We start from the raw sequence: 19,581 nt of genomic DNA, 5'->3' as shown, positions 1-19,581 counted from the left end.
CTCGATTGGCAAAAAGCATAAACTCTATAAAATTTATTGACAATAAGAATTCGGACGATCATCCTTGATATGAGGAAAAATTTTTCCCGGATTAGCTGTCGGCGATCGGGAATTAGATTTAAATTTTTCGAGGATTTGGCCATGACCATCGCGCTTGCCGCTTCTCCCGCATTCGATGCCATCGTTCCGACCGCCAATGGCTACGGGTCAATCACCACGCCGGCGCTGAAGGCGGCCATGCGAAACTTCTCAGGTGGTGTCTCCGTCATCACGGCGGGGATAGGCGAGGAGCGCACCGGCGCCACCGTGACCTCGGCCACAGCACTCGCCGTCGATCCGCCGACCATGATCGTCAACATCAACCGCACGTCCTCCACCTGGCCCGTCATCGAGCGCTACCGGCATTTCTGCGTCAACCTTCTGTCGCGTGAGCAGCAGAGGGTCGCCGAGCGCTTCTCCGGTATCGACGGCGCCAAGGGTGCGGCCCGCTACGATGGCGCCGAATGGATCCGGCTTGCCAGCGGCGCCTCAGCGCTTGCCGGCGCGCTCGCCGCCATCGATTGCGAGGTCGAGGAGATCATCGAGCGCCATAGCCATGCGATCATCCTCGGCCGAGTGGTGGCGATTACGGCCGGGACAGGCGAACCGATCGTCTACCACAACGGCCGCTATGGCGGCGTGCAGTTCTGACGCGGCTTTCCTGCATGGCACAGAGCGCCGCCACAGATTTCAATTTTGGAAGGCGCTCTCTGCAAAGCGGCAAAAAGCGGAATAATTTATCTATATAAAATCCATGCTTTTAATCAACATAACATCAGGACTTCCCGAGGAAGCCGCAACCCGTTGAGGAGCATACGATGACGATCCGCAGACGCACCCTTCTTGCCGCCAGTGCCGCATTCTTGGCGGCGAGCCAACTCTCCCTTCCAGCCCATGCGGACGAAACCACGCTGACCATCGGCTACCAGCCCATCGTCGAGCCGTCGCGCGTCCCGCAGGCAGACGGGACCTATGAGAAGGTGACTGGCGCCAAGATCACCTGGCAGAAGTTCGACGGTGGGGCCGATGTCATTGCGGCCCTTGCGTCCGGGTCGATCGATATCGGCTATGTCGGATCCTCGCCGCTTGCCGCCGCCGCGAGCCGCCAGATCCCGCTCGAAACCATCTTCGTCGTCGGCCTGATCAGTGACGCCGAGGCCCTGGCGGTCAAGGGCATCGACAAGCCGGAAGAGCTTGCCGGCAAGAAGATCGCAACCCCCTTCGTCTCGACGGCGCATTACAGTCTGCTCACCGCCTTGAAACACTGGAATGTCGACCCGAAGTCGGTCGAGATCCTCAACCTCAGGCCGCCGGAGATCGCGGCCGCCTGGCAGCGCGGCGATATCGACGGCGCCTATGTCTGGGATCCGGTTCTCTCCGAAATCAAGAAAACCGCTACCGTGCTTGCGACATCGAGCGACGTCGCGAAATGGGGCGGACCGACCTTCGACGCCTGGATCGTCAGCAAGAAGTTTGCCGAAGAACATCCTGAAATCGTCACCGGCTTCGTCAAGGTGACCGGCGACGCCTATGCCGACTATCGCGCCAAGCCCGAAGCCTGGAGCGCAGGCTCGCCGCAGGCCGAGAAGATCGCACGGCTCACCGGCGCAAAGCCTGAAGAAGTGCCGAACCTGCTCAAGGGCTATTACTTCCCCTCGCTCGAAGAACAGGCGAGCGGCGATCTCCTCGGCGGCGCGACAGTCAAGGCGATCGCCCAGACCTCTGCCTTCCTGCTCGAACAGGGCAAGATCCCGGCAGTCCTCCTCGACTACGCGCCTTACGTTTCCGCCCGCTGGGCACAGGAAGCGGCAAAGCTCTCGTTCTGACGGTCACCCAATTGCTGCCCGCCCGGATGAAATCTTCGGGCGGGCACACGGCAGCATGCCAGGAGAACAGCATGTCCGTCCTCTCGCTTGAAAATGTCACATTGCGATATGGAGCCGATGCCGGCCGCAACACGCCGGTGCTTGCGTCCATCGATCTGTCCATCGGCCACGACGAATTCGTCGTCGTCATCGGACGCTCCGGTTCCGGCAAGACCAGCCTTCTCAATTTGGCGGCGGGCTTCGTGAAACCGAGCGGCGGGCGTATTCGGCTCGATGGCGCGCCGGTCACCGGCCCCGGCGTAGAGCGCGCCGTCGTGTTTCAGGACGATGCCCTTTATCCGTGGCTGACGGCGCTCGACAATGTCGCCTTTCCCCTGCGCCTGCGCGGTTTGTCCAGGGCAGATCGGCTCAAGCGGGCGCGAACTCTTCTCGACCAGGTGGGGCTCAGCGATGCAGCCGAGCGGCATGTCTGGGAACTGTCGGGCGGCATGCGACAGCGTGTCGGCATTGCCCGCGCACTCGCCTCCAGCCCGAAGTTTCTGCTGATGGACGAGCCGCTTGGCGCGCTCGACGCACTGACCCGAAGCCGCATGCAGGGCTTTCTTCTCGACATCTGGCAACAGAACCGCGTCGGCGCCCTCCTCATCACCCACAGCATCGAGGAGGCACTGCTGCTCGCAACGCGCGTCATCGTGCTTGCCCCCAACCCCGGCCGGATCACCAGCGAAATCATCACGACCTTCGGCTGTGATCACCTCGCCGGGACGCCGCTTTCGGAAATCCGCAGTTCAGCCGCTTTTCGCCGCCTGCAGGACGAATTGACCGTGCTCATCCATGCCGAAGAAGAAGGAATTGCCGCATGAGCATCTCGGCTGAAGGCCTGCCGCCGATCATGCCTGCGGCGCGCCACGTGGATGAGCAACGTGAACAGAGCGCCGAGCGACCGCCGTTGCCGCTTGCCTGGATTTCGCTCGCGACCATCACGGCTCTGCTTTTCCTTTGGAGCCTTACCTCCAGCTATACCCTCGTCTCGCCACTGTTCCTGCCGTCACCGGTCGCCGTCTACCAGGCACTCCGGAGCCTTGCCGTCACCGGCTTTGTCGATGCCACGCTGGCTCAGCATGTCGGCGCCAGCCTGCTGCGGATCTTCGGCGCGCTTGCCGTCGCCCTCGTCGTCGGCATTCCCGCCGGCCTTGCCATCGGAGCGAGCCGTATCGGCAAGGGCATCCTCGATCCGATCGTCGAATTCCTGCGGCCGCTGCCGCCGCTTGCCTATCTGCCCCTGGTGATCATCTGGCTCGGCATCGGCGAGGCGTCGAAGATTGCGGTGATTGCACTGGCGATGCTACCGCCGGTCATCCTTTCGACGGCAACGGGCGTCCGCTCCGCATCGGCCGATCACGTCAACGCGGCGCGCTCCTTCGGCGCGTCGCGGCTGCAGGTCCTGCGCCACGTCATCGTGCCCAGCGCCCTGCCCTCGATCCTCACGGGAACCCGCATCGCGCTCGGCGCCGGGTGGTCGACGCTGGTGGCGGCCGAACTTGTCGCCGCTACTCGCGGCCTCGGCTTCATGATCCAGTCCGCGGCCCAGTTCCTCGTGACCGACGTGGTTATCGCCGGTATCGTCGTCATCGCTGCCGTCGCCTTCCTGTTCGAACTGGCGGCACGCCTGATAGAGCGCTGGCTGGTACCCTGGGCAACGCGGCGGTAAGCGGCAAGCGTCAATGCATGTCGCGCAAAAGTGCGCAGCGGTTTTGCGGCAACGAAATGCACAAAGACAAGTGGTTAAAGCCTGGCGTCACACGACAGGCTTTAACCAGTTTTCAGAGTGACCCGGTTCCGGGTCGCGATCAATCGCGCCGCGGCATAGGTCTGCGTGACGATCTCCGGCACGAGATCGATATCCGGCAGGCTGCCGACGCCGAGCGGCCCAATGGCGTAGAGATCGGGCGTCGGATCTCCGCCGGCAAGCACTTCGCCCGCCGGGTTGACGGCTATGCCGAGATCGAGTTCGTCGGGTTCGGCAAGCCCGCCGGAAAAGAGGCTCTGCATCAGCGGCGCCTGAAGATCTGGCGCCGAGCAGCGACAATCGATCACCTGATCGGCTGACAGCAGCGTCTCCTCGCTTTCACCAGCAAAGCGTACCATCAGTCCTTCCGGACGGCGCCGGCCGGCCCAGCCCTTACGCAGCACGGTCCGCTCGCTCGCTAGCTCCTGCCGAAGACGCAGGTAGAGGGGTGCCGGCAGGCGGTTGCGGTGGCTGTCGTAGATCGAGCGAAGGTGCCTGTTGAAGCGGTGTTTCTCTTCCTCGGGCAGCGCCTGCCACAGCGACCGCGCCCGGCGGCGCAGGCCGTTCATGGCCGCCTGCCAACCGAGCCCTGCCGCCTCGGCCTCCGCACAGGCCTGCCGGACGAAACGAACGATCTCGCCGAGCCGCGTCGGCATCGGCTCGACCGGAAAGGTCGGCGCGGCCGAAAGGCGCGTGTGCGGCTGCGGCAGGAAGCCGTGACGGGAGAGGATGGTGACCTCGCCGGCAAAGCCGTTGTCGCGAAGCTGCAGCAGGCGGTCGACCACCCGAACACCACTGCCAAGCAGCACCGTGTGGCGCGGCACGACGAGACGGCGCGCGCGTACCAACGGCTTTTCCTCTTCAGCGACTTCCATCTCACCGCGACGCAGACCAAATCCGGTCGCCAGCACAACGGCGTCGCATTCCACCGTCGCGTTCTCCTGCACCACCAGAAAGCGCCCATTGGCCTGCTTGCGTAGACCAAGCACCGCCTGACAGGAGAGCTGCATCGAAATATCCGGCCGGCGCGTCAGCGCCTCGGAGAAGCGCTGATAGACATAATCGCTGAAGATGCTCTTCGGCACGAAGATCTGCTGAAACCCGGGAATGGCCGCCGGCACGGCGGCGCGAAACTCGGCGTTGGCCGAGAGCCAGTCATTGAAGTCTTCGGGCTGACCGGCGGCCACTGAAAGATCACGAACGCGGCTGTTGAGGATTTCGCCGCTCTGGGCGGTGGCCAGCACCTGCCCGCCACTGATCGTCGGTTGCGGGTCGAAGAGATGGACGTGAAAGGCGGCCCGCACGGACTTCATCAGAGCGATAGCCATCATCACGCCGGAAAAACCGCGGCCGACGATGGCGATATGCGGCTTGCCCCTGGGGCCCCCTTCCGTCGGAGACGTCTTGGCAAACAATCCATGGACAGTCATGTGCACTCTCCTATGGCCGGCCTCGCCGGCAAAGTTTGAAATGCATGGCTGTTTCGGTCCTCAACGCAGACACCGACCGAATTGTAAGGCTATCGGCAACCATCCGCAGGGTCGCGTGAAGATACCGTCCACCGCATCGACGGTCGAGCCCGTATGTCCTATCCCGGCTGGCCTGGCACCTTGGCGCATGCGCATCCCTAGACGGTATACTCTATAAACTTTGTGCGTTATTAGAGCGTGAAACGGCGCGGACATCAAGGGCCCGTGTGGCAAGGCCGCTCGAAGCGGTATTCGGCGTCACACTCTGGGGCGGTCAGGCCACGCCGTTTGGCAAGGGCAACCGCTCCGAAAACTCGCCCGGTTGGCCGAGGGTGGTCTCCCGGCGCGAAATGCCGTTCAATACCCTCAACAGGTCATAACCATGCGACCAGCGGCCAAAACCGCTGGCGATGTTGATATGCCCGGCATGGCCGAGATCGACGAGGCGACTGCCCCAGCGGGTCGAAAAATGGCGCAGGCGGTCGAAGGGCATATAGGGGTCGTTCAGGCTTCCGACGACAAGGCTCGAAAAAGGCAAGGGTAGGTCCGGCATCGATCCGAAGTCGATGGCGCCCGGATGAAGCCGATCGGTCGGACCGAGATCGCACGGCGCGACGAGCAAGGCGCTGCGCACCTGCCGGGCGAGCGGGCGCCGCACCAGATTGGCGACCAGCAGGCAACCGAGGCTGTGGGCTACGAGGTCAACGGTACCATGCCGGAAGATCTCGTGTTCGAGCCTGTCGCGCCAGAGATCGAGCCTTGGTCGGTCCCAGTCGTCCTGTTCGACGAGGACGGCGTGCGGATTGTCATTCAGCCAATGGCGCTGCCAATGGCCGCTGTTTGATCCGAACAACCCGGGAATGATGAGCGTTGTTGCCATGACATCAACCGCTTACGAGAATGTTTCAAAGTGCCGGCCGCGCATTCGGCCGCGCCCGGTTCATGGCTTGATTATGGAAGAGCGAAATGCAGCGCGTAAGCAAGGAACATTTAATATCTATAAATTCTATAGTATAACTTTTCAGTCGCATCGTTCACGCGCCATCATTTTAGATGTCAGGCATGGAACAATCTTGGGAGCAGAGTGTTTCTATTGACGCGGTCAGAAGCGAAATCAGTTTCTCTTACGGCCGCCGAAGCGTCAAAAATTTGCGTTGTTGGAGCCCATGAAATTGGTAGTTTGGCGCCGAAAGATACCGGCGCTCAAACAAGCCGGCCAACCGGCGGTTTGAAGATCGGTTTGGATGAGGGGATAGCGCAGCCGCTCGCGGCTGCGGGGCCAAGAGGTGACCGAAAGGTGACGGAGCGACGCAATGGGAACCGGTGGCGATTTCGCCAGCCGAGTGTTTTGCCTGGATTTGGATTGTCGCTCGGGATCACGCTGAGCTGGCTGGTTCTGATCGTGTTGATCCCGTTGTCGGGGCTGGTGTTTCGCGCCAGCGGTCTCGGCTGGGAGAAGTTCCTCGAGCTGGCGCTCGACCAACGCACGCTCAATGCCCTGAAGATCTCGTTCGGCACGGCCTTCATCGCGGCGATCATCAACCTCGTCTTCGGTGTCATCCTCGCCTGGGTGCTGGTGCGTTATCGTTTCCCCGGAAAACGCGTCATCGACGCCATGGTCGACCTGCCCTTTGCCCTGCCGACCGCGGTTGCCGGCATTGCGCTGACGACGCTTTATGCCCCGAACGGCTGGATCGGCCAGTTCCTGGAACCGCTTGGGCTGAAGATCGCCTTCACCCCCGCCGGCATCGTCATCGCGCTGATCTTCGTCGGCCTGCCCTTCGTCGTCAGGACCGTGCAGCCGATCATGGAGGAGATCGACAAGGAGGTGGAGGAAGCCGCCGCCACCCTTGGCGCCAGCCGCTTCCAGACGATCAGCCGGGTGCTTTTGCCGGGCTTGCTGCCGGCCGGCCTCACCGGCTTTGCGCTCGCCTTTGCCCGCGGCGTCGGCGAATACGGCTCGGTGATCTTCATCGCCGGCAACCTGCCCTACGTCTCCGAGATCGCCCCGCTTCTGATCGTCATCAGGCTCGAAGAGTTCAACTATGCGGCAGCGACTGCCATTGCCGCTGTCATGCTGGCGATCTCGTTCGCCATGCTGCTCCTCATCAACTCGATCCAGGCCTGGAGCCGGCGGAGATATGTCTATGTCGCATGATCTGACCGCCGCCGGCCTCACGTCCAGTCCCGGTCTCAGTCCGGCCTCCGGTCCAAAGCCGGCGCTGCCGGAACTGGCCGCCGCCACCTCCGAAAGCCGCTTTGCAAGGCTGACGCTGACGATCGCGGCGCTTGCCTTCGTTGCGCTGTTCCTGCTTCTGCCGCTTGCCGCCGTCTTTACCGAGGCGCTGCGCAAGGGCGTGACCGAATTCGTGCTGGCGCTCGGCGATGCCGAGACCTTCTCCGCCATCCGCCTGACGCTGATCGTTGCCGCCATCGCCGTGCCGCTCAACCTCGTCTTCGGCGTCGCCGCCGCCTGGGCGATCGCCAAGTTCGAGTTCAAGGGCAAGGCGTTCCTGACGACCTTGATCGACCTGCCGTTCTCGGTCTCGCCGGTTATCTCCGGCCTCGTCTTCGTGCTTCTGTTCGGCTCGCACAGCCTGCTTGGCCCCTGGCTGCAGAGCCACGGCATCCAGATCCTCTTTGCCGTGCCCGGCCTGGTGCTTGCCACCGTCTTCGTCACCTTCCCCTTCGTTGCCCGCGAGCTGATCCCGTTGATGCAGGAACAGGGATCGAGCGACGAGGAAGCGGCACTTTCCTTGGGGGCATCCGGCTGGCAGACCTTCTGGCATGTGACGCTGCCCAACATCAAATGGGGGCTGCTTTACGGTGTGCTTTTGTGCAACGCCCGTGCCATGGGCGAGTTCGGCGCCGTCTCGGTCGTGTCCGGCCATATCCGCGGCGAGACCAACACCATGCCGTTGCAGGTGGAAATCCTCTATAATGAATACAACTTCGTCGCCGCCTTCGCGGTGGCGGCGTTGCTGGCGCTGCTGGCGCTGATCACCCTGATTTTGAAGACGGCGCTGGAGATCCGCTACAGCGCCGAGATCGCCGCCAGCCGCAGACACTGACCAGCATTCGAAAGGTATCGCCATGGACGTGCGCGTTCACAACATCCGCAAGGAATTCGGCCGCTTCCCGGCGCTCGACGACGTCTCGCTTAACATCCGCTCCGGCGAGCTGATCGCGCTGCTCGGCCCCTCCGGCTCCGGCAAGACGACGCTGCTCAGGCTCGTGGCCGGTCTCGAAAGCCCGACCGAAGGCACGATCTTCTTCGGCGACGAGGATGCCTCGCAAAAGACCGTGCAGGAGCGCAACATCGGCTTCGTCTTCCAGCACTATGCCCTCTTCCGCCACATGACCGTGCTCGACAACGTCGCCTTCGGCCTCAAGGTGCGTCCGGCCAACCGCCGGCCGCCGGCCGCCGAGATCCGCAAGCGCGCCCTCGACCTGCTCGACCTCGTGCAGCTCTCCGGTCTCGACAAGCGCTATCCGGCCCAGCTTTCGGGCGGCCAGCGCCAGCGCGTGGCGCTCGCCCGCGCCATGGCGGTCGAACCCAACGTGCTTCTGCTCGACGAACCCTTTGGCGCGCTCGATGCGCAGGTGCGCAAAGAACTGCGCAAGTGGCTCAGAGACATTCACGACCGCACCGGCCACACCACCATCTTCGTCACCCATGACCAGGACGAGGCGCTGGAGCTCGCCGACCGCGTCGTCGTCATGAGCAAGGGCGTCATCGAGCAGGTCGGCACCCCCGACGAGATCTACGATCACCCGGTCTCGCCCTTCGTCTACGGCTTCATCGGCCAGTCGAACTGCCTGTCGGTCACACTCCAGAACGGCGAGATCTGGTTCGAGGACCGGCCGATCGGGCTCAGAGCGCCGTCCGAAGCCGACGGTCCGGCCAAGCTGCACTTCCGCCCGCACGACATCGAACTGATCGACGGCTGCGGCGGTTGTCTCGCCGGCCTTGTTGCCGCCAGCCGCCGCGTTGCCGGCACCCGCCATCTCGAACTCGACCTTGGCCGCAACCATCCGCATGTCGAGATCGAACTCTCCCCCGAACGCGCCGCCGCCGGCGACCACAGCCGCATCGCATTCCGGCCGACAAAGTGGAAGCTGTTCAGGGAGGGCCGACCGGAAACGAAGGTCGCACCTGCCGGGGCTACGGAACCCCAGCGCCAGACGGCGGACGAGGCGGAATCCATGCTCGCCGCGCAGGTCTCCTGGGCGGCCCCTTAAGGAAGCTCAAGCGGCCAGACCTCGACCACGCCGTGGGCAACGGCGCAGGGTGTCTGCGACACCAGGGCGATGGCTTCGTCGAGATCGGCCGCTTCGATCACCGCGAAGCCGGCCACCGGCAATGAGGATGATAGGAACGGCCCCTCCTTGGTTTCGACCCGCGCCGCATCCGTATTGCGCACCTGCACCGGCACGCCGGCAATTCCCATCAATACGCCATCGGCCTGAAGCCGCGCGTCATGCGCATGCGCGGCATCGCGCACCGCTTCCGCCGTACGATCGTAGCCGGCGCGATCGCCGTATCCGATGGTGATGAATTTCGGCATGAGCCTCTTCCTTCAAGTGGCCAGAGAAGAAACGCGCCTAGCTCTGACGGGCTAATTGACAGCCGGCCCTTCAGGCCGTTCCGTTGAGAGAACGCGGATACGCCGGGAAAGTTGCAACAACCTCGGTGCTCGCGTCACAAAAGGGAGGATCCGATGCCGACCATCATCGCCCATCACAACATCACCAAAGGCGCCGATCACTGGCTGAAATCGCCGAGACGCAAGGAACTCTTCGGCGCGCTCGGCATCACCAATATCCGGACCTTCGTCGACCCGAAGGATCCGACGCGCGTGGCCGTCATGATGGATGTTCCCGATATCGGCGCCCTCTCACAGGCGATGCAAAGCCAGGCCGCGGCGGACGCCATGGCCCATGACGGGGTTGTACCGTCGTCGCTTGTGATCCTGGTCGAATCGTAGCGCACCTTCGCGCGGCGTCTGCTGGGGCCAGGCATGGCGAAAGACCGCGCTTCAGCCTTCGCCATGGCGGCGCGATTGAGACGCTACAATGCGGTACATATTGCTGCGAAGACCGACACATCCGGGATACCTCGCCTGAACAGATTGCGATCGTTGCCTCACGAACAGAAGAAGGAACGATCGCATGAGCCACCGCATCCTCCCGACCATCGCGCTTGCCTTGGCGACAAGCGTCGTCGCCTTCGCAGCGCAAGCAGCCGAGATCAAGAACATCGTCATCGTTCACGGCGCTTTCGCCGACGGTTCCGGCTGGCGACAGGCCTCCGAAATCCTCGAGCGCCGCGGCTTCAACGTGACCGTTGTCCAGGAGCCCCTGACGTCGCTCGCAGCCGACATCGAGGCGACGAACCGCATCCTCGATCTGCAGGACGGCCCGACCCTGCTCGTCGGCCACAGCTATGGCGGCATGGTCATCACCGAGGCCGGACATCATCGCAAGGTCGAAGGGCTGGTCTATGTCGCTGCCTTTCAGCCCGACAAGGGCGAAAACCTTGCAATGCTCGCCGGATCGAACCCTGCCGCCGCCATGAGCGTGCGGGAAACCACCGACGGCAAGTATCTCTATCTCGACCCAAAGGCGTTTCCGGCCGACTTCGCCGCCGATTTGCCTACGGCGGAGGCGGCCTTTGCGGCGCGATCGCAAGTCCTTGCCGCCAAGGAGATCTTTGCCGCCAAGGTCGGCGACCCCGCCTGGCGCACGAAGAAAAGCTGGTCGATCGTCGCGACCGATGACCGTGCCATTAACCCGGACCTGGAGAGAAGCATGGCCAGGCGCGCCGGCAGTGAGGTGACCGAAATCAAGGCGAGCCACGCTGTCTTTGCCTCGCAATCGGAGAAGGTTGCGGGCATCATCGAGGCCGCAGCCAAGGAGGCCGGCAAGTAGCCCGAATGCCGTCCTCCGCGACCTGAATGTAACCTTCGGCACTCAGGTCGCTTCCTTGACGGTAACCGACATCTGCCGCCAAAGACCTGTAACAATCCTTCGGTAGCTTGCCAGCGATCACGCCTCAGCGCGAAGCGCTCCCGCAGTGAGTTGCTGCCGAAGCCCAGCTTGACAGCTTGCGGCCAACGGCTGCAAACTTCGCTCATGGGGTTGCGATCACCCCATGAGGCGCCAGCCGAAGCATCGCGTCCACAGAACCGCTCATCCGGAGGACGCGTCATGTCGTCATACCTCGAAATCTCATCGGAAAAACTCGCTCGCCTCATCGGCACGCCGAACTGTCCCGCGCTGATCGACGTTCGCGTCGACGAGGACTTCGACGCCGATCCACGTCTCGTCCCCGGATCCGTCCGGCGCGATTATCGAAGCGTGCAGGACTGGACGCAGGACGTCGATAAAGCGTCGGCGATCATCATCTGCCAGCAGGGCAAGAAGCTCAGCCACGGCGTTGCCGCCTGGCTGCGCAATGCCGGCATCTCCGCCGATGTGCTCGAAGGCGGGTTCGAGGCGTGGGTCGCAGGCGGCAACCCCGCCGTGCCGTCTTCGGCACTACCGGAACGGAACGCCCAAGGGCAGACCGTCTGGGTCACCCGGGCGCGGCCGAAGATCGACCGTATCGCCTGCCCCTGGCTGATCCGGCGCTTCGTCGATCCGCATGCCGTTTTCCTTTATGTAGCGCCGTCGGAAGTCGAGATGGTCGGCGAGCGCTTCGGGGCGACACCGTTCGACATCGACGCGCCCGTGCGCTGGAGCCATCGCGGCGAGCGCTGCACCTTCGACGTCATGATCGAGGAATTCGGGCTTGCCATCGGCCCCTTGCTGCGGCTCGCCACGATCGTGCGTGCGGCCGATACCGCCCGCCTCGATCTCGCGCCTGAAGCGTCAGGTCTGCTTGCCGCCTCGCTCGGGCTCTCGCGCATGTATGCGGATGATCTGGAACAGCTGGACGCCGGCATGCTGCTCTACGACGCCTTCTATCGCTGGTGCCGCGATGCTACCAACGAGACCCACAACTGGCCTTCGGCCAAGAAGGACGCCTGAGATGACCGACATCGCAGACAAGGCCGCGCCGGGACCGGCGCGGCAACGGGAAAGTCACGGCATCTCCTTTGGCGAAGCGGTGCGGGTTTGGGCGCGGATTGCAGCACTGAGCTTCGGCGGGCCGGCCGGACAGATCGCCGTCATGCACCGCATCCTCGTCGATGAAAAGCGCTGGATCGGCGAACACCGTTTCCTGCACGCGCTCAACTACTGCATGCTTCTGCCGGGACCCGAGGCGCAACAGCTTGCCGTCTATATCGGCTGGCTCCTGCATCGCACCGCCGGCGGCCTCGTTGCCGGCATCCTCTTCGTGCTCCCGGGGTTTCTCGCGATCCTCGGCTTGAGCTACATCTACGCCGCTTTCGGCAGTGTCACCGTCGTCGAGGGCCTGTTCTTCGGGCTGAAGGCGGCCGTGCTCGCGGTCGTCGTTCAGGCCGTCTTCCGCATCGGCGGGCGGGCGCTGAAGAACAAGGTGATGATCGGCATTGCCGCAGCCGCTTTCATCGCCATCTTCGTTTTCCGCGTCCCCTTCCCGCTCATCATTCTTGCGGCCGGCGTGCTCGGCTATATCGGTGCGCGTTCGGGCTCGCAGTTCTTTCGCATCGGCGGCGGTCACAAGGCCGGCACGGGTCCCGTCCTCAAGGACGAAGACTCCGTGCTCGGCGACGAAATTCCCGCGCATGCCCGCCCGAACCTCGCCTGGTCGCTGCGGATCTCCGCCATCCTTCTTGCCCTGTGGCTGGTGCCGCTGGCGCTGCTGGTCGCGATCCTCGGCACGGGCAACGTCTTCAGCCAGATCGGCCTCTTCTTCAGCCAGATGGCGGTAGTCACCTTCGGCGGCGCCTATGCGGTACTTGCCTATGTGGCGCAGGAAGCGGTGCAGCACTATGGCTGGCTGAAGCCGGGTGAGATGCTCGACGGGCTCGGCATGGCCGAGACCACGCCCGGCCCGCTGATCATGGTGGTGCAGTTCGTCGGCTTCATGGGCGCCTATCGCGATCCCGGCACGCTTTCGCCCATGACGGCCGCGACACTCGGAGCGATGCTGACGACCTGGGTCACCTTCGTTCCGTGCTTTCTCTGGATCTTCCTGGGCGCGCCCTTCATCGAGCGGCTGCGCAACAACGTGGCGCTGACCGGCGCCATGTCGGCGATCACCGCCGCCGTCGTCGGGGTCATCCTCAACCTCGCCGTCTGGTTCGGCCTGCACACGCTGTTTGCCGAAGTCGCCCCCTGGACGCTCGGGCCTTTGGCGCTCGACATCCCGGTTCTAACGTCGCTGGTGCTGCCGTCGCTGCTGCTGACGCTCGCGGCCGGTGTGGCGATCTTCCGCTTCAATGTGTCGGTCATTACGACGCTGCTTGCCTGCGCGCTCGCCGGCATGGCCTGGACGCTGGCAACGAGCTGAGGGCGGAGCCGGCGCTCAATCGTCGTAGACCGATTGCGGCAGGTGAAACCCCTCCGGCAATTGCGATCCGTAGTGGCGCGCCTCCTGTGGCGGCGGCGGAGGCTCGCGGTGCTTTATCGCGCGAACCGCAAGCACGGCCCTCAGCTGAACGGGCCGGTAGTGCTCGACAAGGCTCGGAAGTACCTCTTGCTTATCCGTCCGTTGCGACATCTGCGCCCCCTGGAACGTCTCGTCACCCAGCCAGAGTGCCAGTCAATCGCACGCACCGCAACCGCCGCCACGGTACGCCGGCGGCACAGCCGCTGCACCAACCGGCCCCACCCGCATCGTGTGACGCCACGAGATATTCGGGTGAAGTGTCGATCCTCCCCTTGCGTCTGTAGCCACTCACCCTACCTCTGCAACGCTGCCGGATGGCAGGCAACATGCAGCGAGGACATCACTATGCAGGGCACCCTTTCGAAACTCGGCTTGAGACATCCCCTGATCGTCGCGCCGATGGCAGGAGGTCCTTCGTCGCCTGCGCTGGTGGCAGCCTCTTCGGCCGCCGGCGCCCTTGGCTCGGTCGGTGCGGCCTATTCGAGCCCGACTGCGATCGCAGAGTTCGTCCAGACCGTGCGCGCCCGCACGGATCGTCCCTTCGCCATCAACCTCTTCATCCAGCATCCGCAGCCGAAGGTCGACGCCGCGGCGCTTGAGCGCGCCGTGCGTGCGACGGCGGGATACCGCGCCGAACTCGGCCTGCCGACACCTGACCTTGCAGCGCCCTACGAAGAGGATTTCGACGGGCAGTTCGAGGCGGTGCTACGGGCGAAGCCTGCGGTGCTGAGCTTCGTTTTCGGCGCCCTGCCCGCCGAGCACATGCGCGCTGCTCGTGACGCCGGAATGTTGATCATCGGCACGGCAACGACGCCCGAGGAAGCCCTGGCGCTCGAAGAGAGCGGCGTCGATGCCATTACGCTGCAGGGATATGAGGCCGGTGGGCATCGCGGCATCTTCGATCCGTCCGCCGAAGACAGCGAAACCGGCCTTGAAGACCTGCTCGCCCGGAGCCTCGGAAGGATCAAGGTACCACTCATCGCCGCGGGCGGGATCATGACGGGTTCCGATATCCAAGCCGTTCTCGCGAAAGGCGCCAGCGCCGTGCAGATGGGTACGGCCTTCCTCGCGACCGCCGAAGCTGGGACATCGGCGCCCTATCGCGCGGCGCTAGAGGGCGCGGAGCGGAAGACGCGAACGACGCGCGCCTTCTCCGGTCGGTTTGCGCGTGGCGTCGAAAACCGTTTCATGAACGAGGTGGATGCCGCCGCCGTGATGCCCTTTCCGGCGCAGAACAAGTTCACGCGCGACATCAGGGCGGCGTCCACGGCGAAGGGGTCGCCGGATTTTCTGTCGCTATGGTCAGGCACCGGCAAGGGCGAGCTTTGGCAAGGCTCCACGTCCGATCTGATCGCCCGCCTTTTTCCAGCGTGACCCAGAAAGGTCAGCACTCTCCTACGCAGTGCTGTCGCCCCTTTACTTCCGCCGTATTGCCGGTGAATTCTTGCTCATCAGCAGCCATCCTTGCGAAAGTCGGCACAATGGATCGTATCGATGCGATGAAGGTCTTCGTCACGGCGATCGACGAAGGCAGCCTTGCGGGTGCGGCCCGCAAGCTCAAGCGCTCGCCGACAGCCGTCAGCCGCGCGCTGAACCTGCTCGAAGCCCATGTCGGCGTCGAACTGCTGCACCGGACGACCCGCTCGCTGAAACTCAGTGAGGCCGGCCAACGCTATGCCGCCGCGTGCCGGCGGGTGCTTGTCGATCTCGAAGAGGCCGACATGCTCGCAGGCGGCGAGCGCGCGGCTCCGCGCGGCACGGTCACGATCTCTGCGCCGCCAATCCTCGGTGAAGAGATCCTGCGCCCGATCCTCGACGACTTCCTCAATCTCTACCCGGCGGTTTCGGCCCGGCTGCTGCTGCTCGACCGCTTCGTGAACCTCGTCGACGAAGGCGTCGATATCGCCCTGCGCATCGGCCATCTCGCGGATTCTTCGCTGATCTCGACACGCATCGGCGGGGATATAAGGCGCGTCGTTGTCGCCTCTCCGCGCTATCTCGCCAGCCATCCGCGCATCGACGAGCCCGCCGACCTCGCCAAGCACCAGATCGTCGCCTTTACCAACTTCGGCCTCGATTCCTGGGCCTTCACGCCGGCCGAGGGCTCGCTGATCCCGCGCACGGTGCAATTCACGCCGCGCTACATCGTCAACAGCGTGCGCGCGGCTGTCGATTCCGCCGCTGCGGGAGCCGGGCTTACCCGGCTCTATTCCTACCATGTCGCGCGCCATGTCCATGACGGGCAGCTGAAGATCGTACTGGCCGATGCCGAGCATCCGCCGATGCCGGTTCATCTTCTGGCGCCGCAGGGCCGCATGGCGGTTCCCAAGGTCCGAGCCTTCGCGGATTTCGCCTTGCCGCGTCTCAGGACCGAGTTCGCACGCATGGCAAAGGAAGCTGGCACGCTTAGCTGATTATGCCGAATTTCGGTTGATTGAGTGCCTAATGGCGTCAATTCTCCCACACATCGGATGGGTCTAAATCTGATTGCACCAACGCCGAGGGCGAAGGACGGGCTAAACGAAACGCCCGTTGCAATCGAAGAAGGATCACATCCATGAGCAACGAACAGAAGGTCGCCATCATCACCGGTGCATCGCAGGGTATCGGCGCCGCGCTGGTGCAGGCCTACCGCGATCGCAACTACCGCGTCGTCGCCACCTCGCGCTCGATTCAGCAGAGCGCGGATGCCGGCATCCTCGCCGTTGCCGGCGACATCGGCAATCCCGAGACCGCCGAGCGCGTCGTGCGCCAGGGCCTCGAACGGTTCGGCCGCATCGACACGCTGGTCAACAATGCCGGCGTCTTCACCGCCAAGCCGTTCACCGATTTCACCCAGGAAGACTATGACCTGAACATGGGCGTCAACGTCGCCGGCTTCTTCCACATTACCCAGCGCGGCGCCCGCGAGATGCTGAAGCAGGGCTCCGGCCACATCGTCAGCATCACCACCAGCCTCGTCAACCAGCCGATTGCCGGCGTGCCAGCCGCACTCGCCTCCATCACCAAGGGCGGCCTCAATTCGGTCACCCAGGCGCTCGCCATCGAATTCGCAACGTCAGGCGTTCGCGTCAACGCGGTTTCGCCCGGCATCATCAAGACGCCGATGCACGCGCCGGAAACGCATGCGGCGCTCTCGACGCTTCACCCCGTCGGCCGCATGGGCGAGATCCGCGATATCGTCGACGCCGTTCTTTACCTGGAGGGTGCCGGCTTCGTGACCGGCGAGATCCTGCATGCGGACGGCGGCCAGAACGCCGGGCGCTGGTAAGATCGCAACTCTCCCAACAAACGCGGCACCTTGGGTGCCATCAAGCTCCAGAAAGGAGACGGCAATGCCGATCGTAACAGTTCAGGTGACCCGCGAGGGCACCACGCCGGAGCGTCAAGCGGTGACGGCGGAGGAAAAGGCGGAGATCATCAAGGGCGTCAGTCAGGTGCTGCTCGACGTGCTCAACAAGCCGCTGGAATCGACCTATGTGGTCATCGAGGAAATCGACCTCGACAATTGGGGCTGGGGCGGCCTGCCCACCGCCCGCTATCGCGCACAGCTTGCGGCAGAAGCCAAAGCCTGACGCCGCCAGCCACAGTTCCCGCCACCCGCCGTTTGACAGCAAGCGGCGGGTTTCCTTTGTGAAATTGTGTCGAAATGTATCGGCAGACGCTTGCATTACATTCGCATGCAAGTCTGGATGTTGCGAACACACCGACGACATATCCGGAGCGTCAACCGGACAGAGCAAGTGCCGCTGCGCACCCGCCAACCGACTTGAGGAGTTTGCTCGATGGAGCATATCGACCATGTGCTGATCGTCGACGACGACCGAGAAATCCGGGAACTCGTGTCGAGTTATCTGAAGAAAAACGGCCTGCGCACGACCGCGGTCGCCGACGGGCGGCAGATGCGCAGCTTCCTCGAGGGCGACACCGTGGATCTGATCGTGCTCGATGTGATGATGCCGGGCGACGATGGGTTGGTGCTCAGCCGCGAGCTGCGCGCGGGCAAGCACAAGGCGATCCCGATCATCATGCTCACCGCCCGCTCGGACGAGATGGACCGCATTCTCGGGCTCGAAATGGGTGCGGACGACTATCTCTCCAAGCCATTTTCCGCGCGCGAACTGCTGGCCCGCATCAAGGCCGTGCTTCGGCGCGCGCGCATGCTGCCGCCCAACCTGCAGATTTCGGAGGCCGGGCAGTTGCTGCGCTTCGGCCGGTGGAAGCTCGACACGACGGCGCGGCACCTGATCGACGTCGATGGCACCGTGATCGCGCTGAGCGGCGCGGAGTATCGGCTGCTGAAGGTGTTCATCGACCACCCCCAGCGCGTGCTCAACCGCGACCAACTCCTCAATCTCACGCAGGGCCGCGAGGCCGATCTCTTCGATCGCTCGATCGACCTGCTCGTCAGCCGGGTCCGCCAGCGGCTCGGCGACGACGCCCGCGAGCCGGCCTACATCAAGACGGTGCGCAGCGAAGGCTATGTCTTCTCAGTGCCGATCGAGATCGTGGAGGCGCGCGAATGACCGCGAACGCTGCTGATAGAGGATTTCGACTATGGCCGCGCACGCTCAGGGCGCGGCTCTTTGTTATCCTGCTGGCCGGCCTCGCCATCGCACATGTGATGTCGTTCACCGTTCTGTTCTTCGAGCGCTACGTGGCGGCCAAGTCCGTCATGTTCAACACGCTGGAAAACGACATTGCCATCTCGATCGCGATCCTCGACCGCCTGCCCGCAGACGAGCGTGCCTCCTGGCTCAATCGCCTCAGTCGCGACAATTACGGCTTCATTCTCGGACCGGGCGTGCCCGGCAACCCGTCGGTCGATCCGGCCACCGCGGAACTCTCCGCCAACATCCAGCGCGCGACCGGCCCGAGGTATCCGGTCACCGTCGAAACGATCCCCGGCGATCGCCGCCACGTGCAGGCGCATCTGACATTGAGCGACGGCGCGCCGCTGACGATCGATGTCTATCCCAAGGGGGTCATGCCGCTCGCCGACTGGCTGCCTTACGTGCTGCTGGCGCAGCTCGCGCTCCTGCTCTTCTGCAGCTGGTTCGCCATGCGCCAGGCCGTCCGCCCGCTCGTCAACCTCGCGGCAGCAGCCGACACGCTCGACCCGAACCGCAACACGCCGCGGCTCAGCGAAACCGGCCCGACGGAGGTCGCCTATGCGGCAACCGCATTCAACGCCATGCGCGACCGCATCGCCCAGTACCTCGAAGAGCGCGTCCAGATCCTGGCCGCCATTTCCCACGACCTGCAGACGCCGATCACCCGCATGAAGCTGCGCGCGGAAATGGCCGAGGATTTCGCCGATCGCGAGAAGCTGATCCAGGACCTCGGCCAGATCGAGAGCCTGGTGAAGGAGGGGGTCGCCTATGCCCGGAGCGCTCACGGCAATGTCGAGAAATCGACGCGCGTGGATCTCGCCTCGTTCATTGAAAGCCTCGTCTACGACTATCAGGACACCGGCAAGTCCGTCAGCGCCAGCGACGTCGATGGCGGCACGATCACGACCCGGCCGCAGGCGCTCAGGCGCATTCTCACCAACCTCGTCGACAACGCGCTCAAATTCGCAGGCAGCGCGGAGATCGAGGCCCGGCGGCTTGCCGACGATACGGTGGTCATCAGCGTGCTCGACCGCGGACCGGGCATCCCGGACGATCAACTGGGCGCCGTCTTGAAACCCTTCGTCCGGCTGGAGGATTCCCGCAATCGCGAGACCGGCGGGACCGGGCTTGGTCTCGCCATCGCCCAGCAATTGGCAGCTTCCATCAACGCGTCGCTGACCTTGCGCAATCGTGACGGCGGCGGCCTCTTGGGCGAGTTAGTGATCCGACCTCAATAGAAGGGAGCCTCGTTTCTCGCCATATTCAATATAAAACAATGATATATCGCATTTTCCTAAGTCGTTAT

21 protein-coding genes are annotated in these 19,581 nt (G+C 63.8%); 17 read left to right on the top strand and 4 right to left on the bottom strand.

The genetic code is table 11. The features are described from left to right. The first annotated feature begins 141 nt into the window (after window positions 1-141). The 4 genes from ACIQUG_RS13830 (at window position 142) to ACIQUG_RS13815 (ending at window position 3,576) form a co-directional block, all read left to right on the top strand. Entirely contained in the window at window positions 142-690 is a 549-nt protein-coding gene (locus ACIQUG_RS13830) for a flavin reductase family protein (RefSeq protein WP_402322394.1), read from the top strand. A 167-nt stretch (window positions 691-857) separates the two neighbouring features. Further along, a complete protein-coding gene (gene tauA / locus ACIQUG_RS13825; RefSeq protein WP_402322391.1) occupies window positions 858-1,865 on the top strand; it encodes a taurine ABC transporter substrate-binding protein in 1,008 nt (335 codons plus the stop codon). 71 nt (window positions 1,866-1,936) lie between these two features. After that, window positions 1,937-2,728: a taurine ABC transporter ATP-binding protein gene (locus ACIQUG_RS13820; RefSeq protein ID WP_402322388.1), complete on the top strand. Its 792-nt coding sequence runs from the start codon at window positions 1,937-1,939 to the stop codon at window positions 2,726-2,728. 29 nt (window positions 2,729-2,757) lie between these two features. Further along, window positions 2,758-3,576, top strand: a complete 819-nt coding sequence (locus ACIQUG_RS13815; protein ID WP_402323032.1) for an ABC transporter permease subunit — start codon at window positions 2,758-2,760, stop codon at window positions 3,574-3,576. Window positions 3,577-3,677: 101 nt separating this feature from the next. Here ACIQUG_RS13815 and ACIQUG_RS13810 read toward each other — a convergent pair whose 3' ends face one another. Together ACIQUG_RS13810 and ACIQUG_RS13805 are read right to left on the bottom strand one after the other, a co-directional pair. Continuing rightward, entirely contained in the window at window positions 3,678-5,084 is a 1,407-nt protein-coding gene (locus ACIQUG_RS13810) for an FAD/NAD(P)-binding protein (RefSeq protein ID WP_402322385.1), read from the bottom strand. Between the two features lie 313 nt (window positions 5,085-5,397). Further along, window positions 5,398-6,003 carry an RBBP9/YdeN family alpha/beta hydrolase gene (locus ACIQUG_RS13805; RefSeq protein WP_402322382.1) on the bottom strand — a complete coding sequence of 202 codons (606 nt, stop codon included), beginning with the start codon at window positions 6,001-6,003 and terminating at the stop codon, window positions 5,398-5,400. Window positions 6,004-6,420: 417 nt separating this feature from the next. On the opposite strand from ACIQUG_RS13805, the gene cysT reads away from it, so the two are divergent. The 3 genes from cysT to ACIQUG_RS13790 are packed head-to-tail and all read left to right on the top strand — an operon-like array spanning window position 6,421 to window position 9,365. Beyond that, window positions 6,421-7,281 (top strand): sulfate ABC transporter permease subunit CysT, encoded by an 861-nt coding sequence (cysT, locus tag ACIQUG_RS13800; protein WP_402322379.1) that lies wholly within the window; start codon window positions 6,421-6,423, stop codon window positions 7,279-7,281. Then, window positions 7,265-8,194 carry a sulfate ABC transporter permease subunit CysW gene (gene cysW, locus ACIQUG_RS13795; protein ID WP_402322376.1) on the top strand — a complete coding sequence of 310 codons (930 nt, stop codon included), beginning with the start codon at window positions 7,265-7,267 and terminating at the stop codon, window positions 8,192-8,194. The genes cysT and cysW overlap by 17 nt, the downstream gene beginning before the upstream one ends. 22 nt (window positions 8,195-8,216) lie before the next feature. Further along, complete coding sequence (locus tag ACIQUG_RS13790; RefSeq protein ID WP_402322373.1) at window positions 8,217-9,365, top strand: sulfate/molybdate ABC transporter ATP-binding protein; 1,149 nt, start codon at window positions 8,217-8,219, stop codon at window positions 9,363-9,365. On the opposite strand, the gene ACIQUG_RS13785 is transcribed toward ACIQUG_RS13790, so the two are convergent. Further along, window positions 9,362-9,691, bottom strand: a complete 330-nt coding sequence (locus ACIQUG_RS13785; RefSeq protein WP_402322370.1) for a YciI family protein — start codon at window positions 9,689-9,691, stop codon at window positions 9,362-9,364. The genes ACIQUG_RS13790 and ACIQUG_RS13785 overlap by 4 nt on opposite strands. A gap of 153 nt (window positions 9,692-9,844) precedes the next feature. On the opposite strand from ACIQUG_RS13785, the gene ACIQUG_RS13780 reads away from it, so the two are divergent. The 4 genes from ACIQUG_RS13780 (at window position 9,845) to chrA (ending at window position 13,563) form a co-directional block, all read left to right on the top strand. Continuing rightward, complete coding sequence (locus ACIQUG_RS13780; RefSeq protein WP_043626699.1) at window positions 9,845-10,111, top strand: hypothetical protein; 267 nt, start codon at window positions 9,845-9,847, stop codon at window positions 10,109-10,111. A gap of 184 nt (window positions 10,112-10,295) precedes the next feature. Then, window positions 10,296-11,054 carry an alpha/beta hydrolase gene (locus tag ACIQUG_RS13775; protein ID WP_402322366.1) on the top strand — a complete coding sequence of 253 codons (759 nt, stop codon included), beginning with the start codon at window positions 10,296-10,298 and terminating at the stop codon, window positions 11,052-11,054. A gap of 279 nt (window positions 11,055-11,333) precedes the next feature. Continuing rightward, window positions 11,334-12,155 (top strand): chromate resistance protein ChrB domain-containing protein, encoded by an 822-nt coding sequence (locus tag ACIQUG_RS13770; protein WP_402322363.1) that lies wholly within the window; start codon window positions 11,334-11,336, stop codon window positions 12,153-12,155. A 1-nt stretch (window position 12,156) separates the two neighbouring features. After that, entirely contained in the window at window positions 12,157-13,563 is a 1,407-nt protein-coding gene (gene chrA / locus ACIQUG_RS13765) for a chromate efflux transporter (RefSeq protein WP_402322360.1), read from the top strand. 15 nt (window positions 13,564-13,578) lie between these two features. Here chrA and ACIQUG_RS13760 read toward each other — a convergent pair whose 3' ends face one another. Further along, window positions 13,579-13,773: a hypothetical protein gene (locus tag ACIQUG_RS13760; protein ID WP_402322357.1), complete on the bottom strand. Its 195-nt coding sequence runs from the start codon at window positions 13,771-13,773 to the stop codon at window positions 13,579-13,581. A gap of 234 nt (window positions 13,774-14,007) precedes the next feature. On the opposite strand from ACIQUG_RS13760, the gene ACIQUG_RS13755 reads away from it, so the two are divergent. From ACIQUG_RS13755 to ACIQUG_RS13730, 6 genes are all read left to right on the top strand, one after another. After that, window positions 14,008-15,036 carry an NAD(P)H-dependent flavin oxidoreductase gene (locus ACIQUG_RS13755; RefSeq protein ID WP_402322354.1) on the top strand — a complete coding sequence of 343 codons (1,029 nt, stop codon included), beginning with the start codon at window positions 14,008-14,010 and terminating at the stop codon, window positions 15,034-15,036. A 107-nt stretch (window positions 15,037-15,143) separates the two neighbouring features. Continuing rightward, complete coding sequence (locus tag ACIQUG_RS13750) at window positions 15,144-16,076, top strand: LysR family transcriptional regulator (RefSeq protein WP_402322351.1); 933 nt, start codon at window positions 15,144-15,146, stop codon at window positions 16,074-16,076. Window positions 16,077-16,219: 143 nt separating this feature from the next. Continuing rightward, window positions 16,220-16,933 carry an SDR family NAD(P)-dependent oxidoreductase gene (locus tag ACIQUG_RS13745; RefSeq protein WP_402322348.1) on the top strand — a complete coding sequence of 238 codons (714 nt, stop codon included), beginning with the start codon at window positions 16,220-16,222 and terminating at the stop codon, window positions 16,931-16,933. A 64-nt stretch (window positions 16,934-16,997) separates the two neighbouring features. Beyond that, window positions 16,998-17,237: a 4-oxalocrotonate tautomerase family protein gene (locus tag ACIQUG_RS13740; RefSeq protein ID WP_402322345.1), complete on the top strand. Its 240-nt coding sequence runs from the start codon at window positions 16,998-17,000 to the stop codon at window positions 17,235-17,237. A 210-nt stretch (window positions 17,238-17,447) separates the two neighbouring features. After that, window positions 17,448-18,188: a response regulator gene (locus ACIQUG_RS13735; protein WP_402322342.1), complete on the top strand. Its 741-nt coding sequence runs from the start codon at window positions 17,448-17,450 to the stop codon at window positions 18,186-18,188. Continuing rightward, on the top strand, window positions 18,185-19,513 hold the full coding sequence (locus ACIQUG_RS13730) for an ATP-binding protein (protein WP_402322339.1): 1,329 nt from the start codon (window positions 18,185-18,187) through the stop codon (window positions 19,511-19,513). Before ACIQUG_RS13735 ends, ACIQUG_RS13730 begins: the two co-directional genes overlap by 4 nt. Window positions 19,514-19,581: the final 68 nt, after the last annotated feature.

The sequence above is a fragment of the Ensifer sp. NPDC090286 genome (assembly GCF_044769565.1).
Taxonomy (GTDB): domain Bacteria; phylum Pseudomonadota; class Alphaproteobacteria; order Rhizobiales; family Rhizobiaceae; genus Ensifer.
Note: the sequence above shows the minus strand (reverse complement) of the source record. Positions and strands in the feature narration are given on the sequence as shown.

What these genes read in the sequence shown, in the direction of transcription:
- ACIQUG_RS13830 (WP_402322394.1), top strand. Translation starts at nt 142, where the DNA reads ATGACCATCGCGCTTGCCGCTTCTCCCGCATTCGATGCCATCGTTCCG.
- tauA (WP_402322391.1), top strand. Translation starts at nt 858, where the DNA reads ATGACGATCCGCAGACGCACCCTTCTTGCCGCCAGTGCCGCATTCTTG.
- ACIQUG_RS13820 (WP_402322388.1), top strand. Translation starts at nt 1,937, where the DNA reads ATGTCCGTCCTCTCGCTTGAAAATGTCACATTGCGATATGGAGCCGAT.
- ACIQUG_RS13815 (WP_402323032.1), top strand. Translation starts at nt 2,758, where the DNA reads ATGCCTGCGGCGCGCCACGTGGATGAGCAACGTGAACAGAGCGCCGAG.
- ACIQUG_RS13810 (WP_402322385.1), bottom strand. Translation starts at nt 5,084, where the DNA reads ATGACTGTCCATGGATTGTTTGCCAAGACGTCTCCGACGGAAGGGGGC.
- ACIQUG_RS13805 (WP_402322382.1), bottom strand. Translation starts at nt 6,003, where the DNA reads ATGGCAACAACGCTCATCATTCCCGGGTTGTTCGGATCAAACAGCGGC.
- cysW (WP_402322376.1), top strand. Translation starts at nt 7,265, where the DNA reads ATGTCTATGTCGCATGATCTGACCGCCGCCGGCCTCACGTCCAGTCCC.
- ACIQUG_RS13790 (WP_402322373.1), top strand. Translation starts at nt 8,217, where the DNA reads ATGGACGTGCGCGTTCACAACATCCGCAAGGAATTCGGCCGCTTCCCG.
- ACIQUG_RS13785 (WP_402322370.1), bottom strand. Translation starts at nt 9,691, where the DNA reads ATGCCGAAATTCATCACCATCGGATACGGCGATCGCGCCGGCTACGAT.
- ACIQUG_RS13780 (WP_043626699.1), top strand. Translation starts at nt 9,845, where the DNA reads ATGCCGACCATCATCGCCCATCACAACATCACCAAAGGCGCCGATCAC.
- ACIQUG_RS13775 (WP_402322366.1), top strand. Translation starts at nt 10,296, where the DNA reads ATGAGCCACCGCATCCTCCCGACCATCGCGCTTGCCTTGGCGACAAGC.
- ACIQUG_RS13770 (WP_402322363.1), top strand. Translation starts at nt 11,334, where the DNA reads ATGTCGTCATACCTCGAAATCTCATCGGAAAAACTCGCTCGCCTCATC.
- chrA (WP_402322360.1), top strand. Translation starts at nt 12,157, where the DNA reads ATGACCGACATCGCAGACAAGGCCGCGCCGGGACCGGCGCGGCAACGG.
- ACIQUG_RS13760 (WP_402322357.1), bottom strand. Translation starts at nt 13,773, where the DNA reads ATGTCGCAACGGACGGATAAGCAAGAGGTACTTCCGAGCCTTGTCGAG.
- ACIQUG_RS13755 (WP_402322354.1), top strand. Translation starts at nt 14,008, where the DNA reads ATGCAGGGCACCCTTTCGAAACTCGGCTTGAGACATCCCCTGATCGTC.
- ACIQUG_RS13750 (WP_402322351.1), top strand. Translation starts at nt 15,144, where the DNA reads ATGGATCGTATCGATGCGATGAAGGTCTTCGTCACGGCGATCGACGAA.
- ACIQUG_RS13745 (WP_402322348.1), top strand. Translation starts at nt 16,220, where the DNA reads ATGAGCAACGAACAGAAGGTCGCCATCATCACCGGTGCATCGCAGGGT.
- ACIQUG_RS13740 (WP_402322345.1), top strand. Translation starts at nt 16,998, where the DNA reads ATGCCGATCGTAACAGTTCAGGTGACCCGCGAGGGCACCACGCCGGAG.
- ACIQUG_RS13735 (WP_402322342.1), top strand. Translation starts at nt 17,448, where the DNA reads ATGGAGCATATCGACCATGTGCTGATCGTCGACGACGACCGAGAAATC.
- ACIQUG_RS13730 (WP_402322339.1), top strand. Translation starts at nt 18,185, where the DNA reads ATGACCGCGAACGCTGCTGATAGAGGATTTCGACTATGGCCGCGCACG.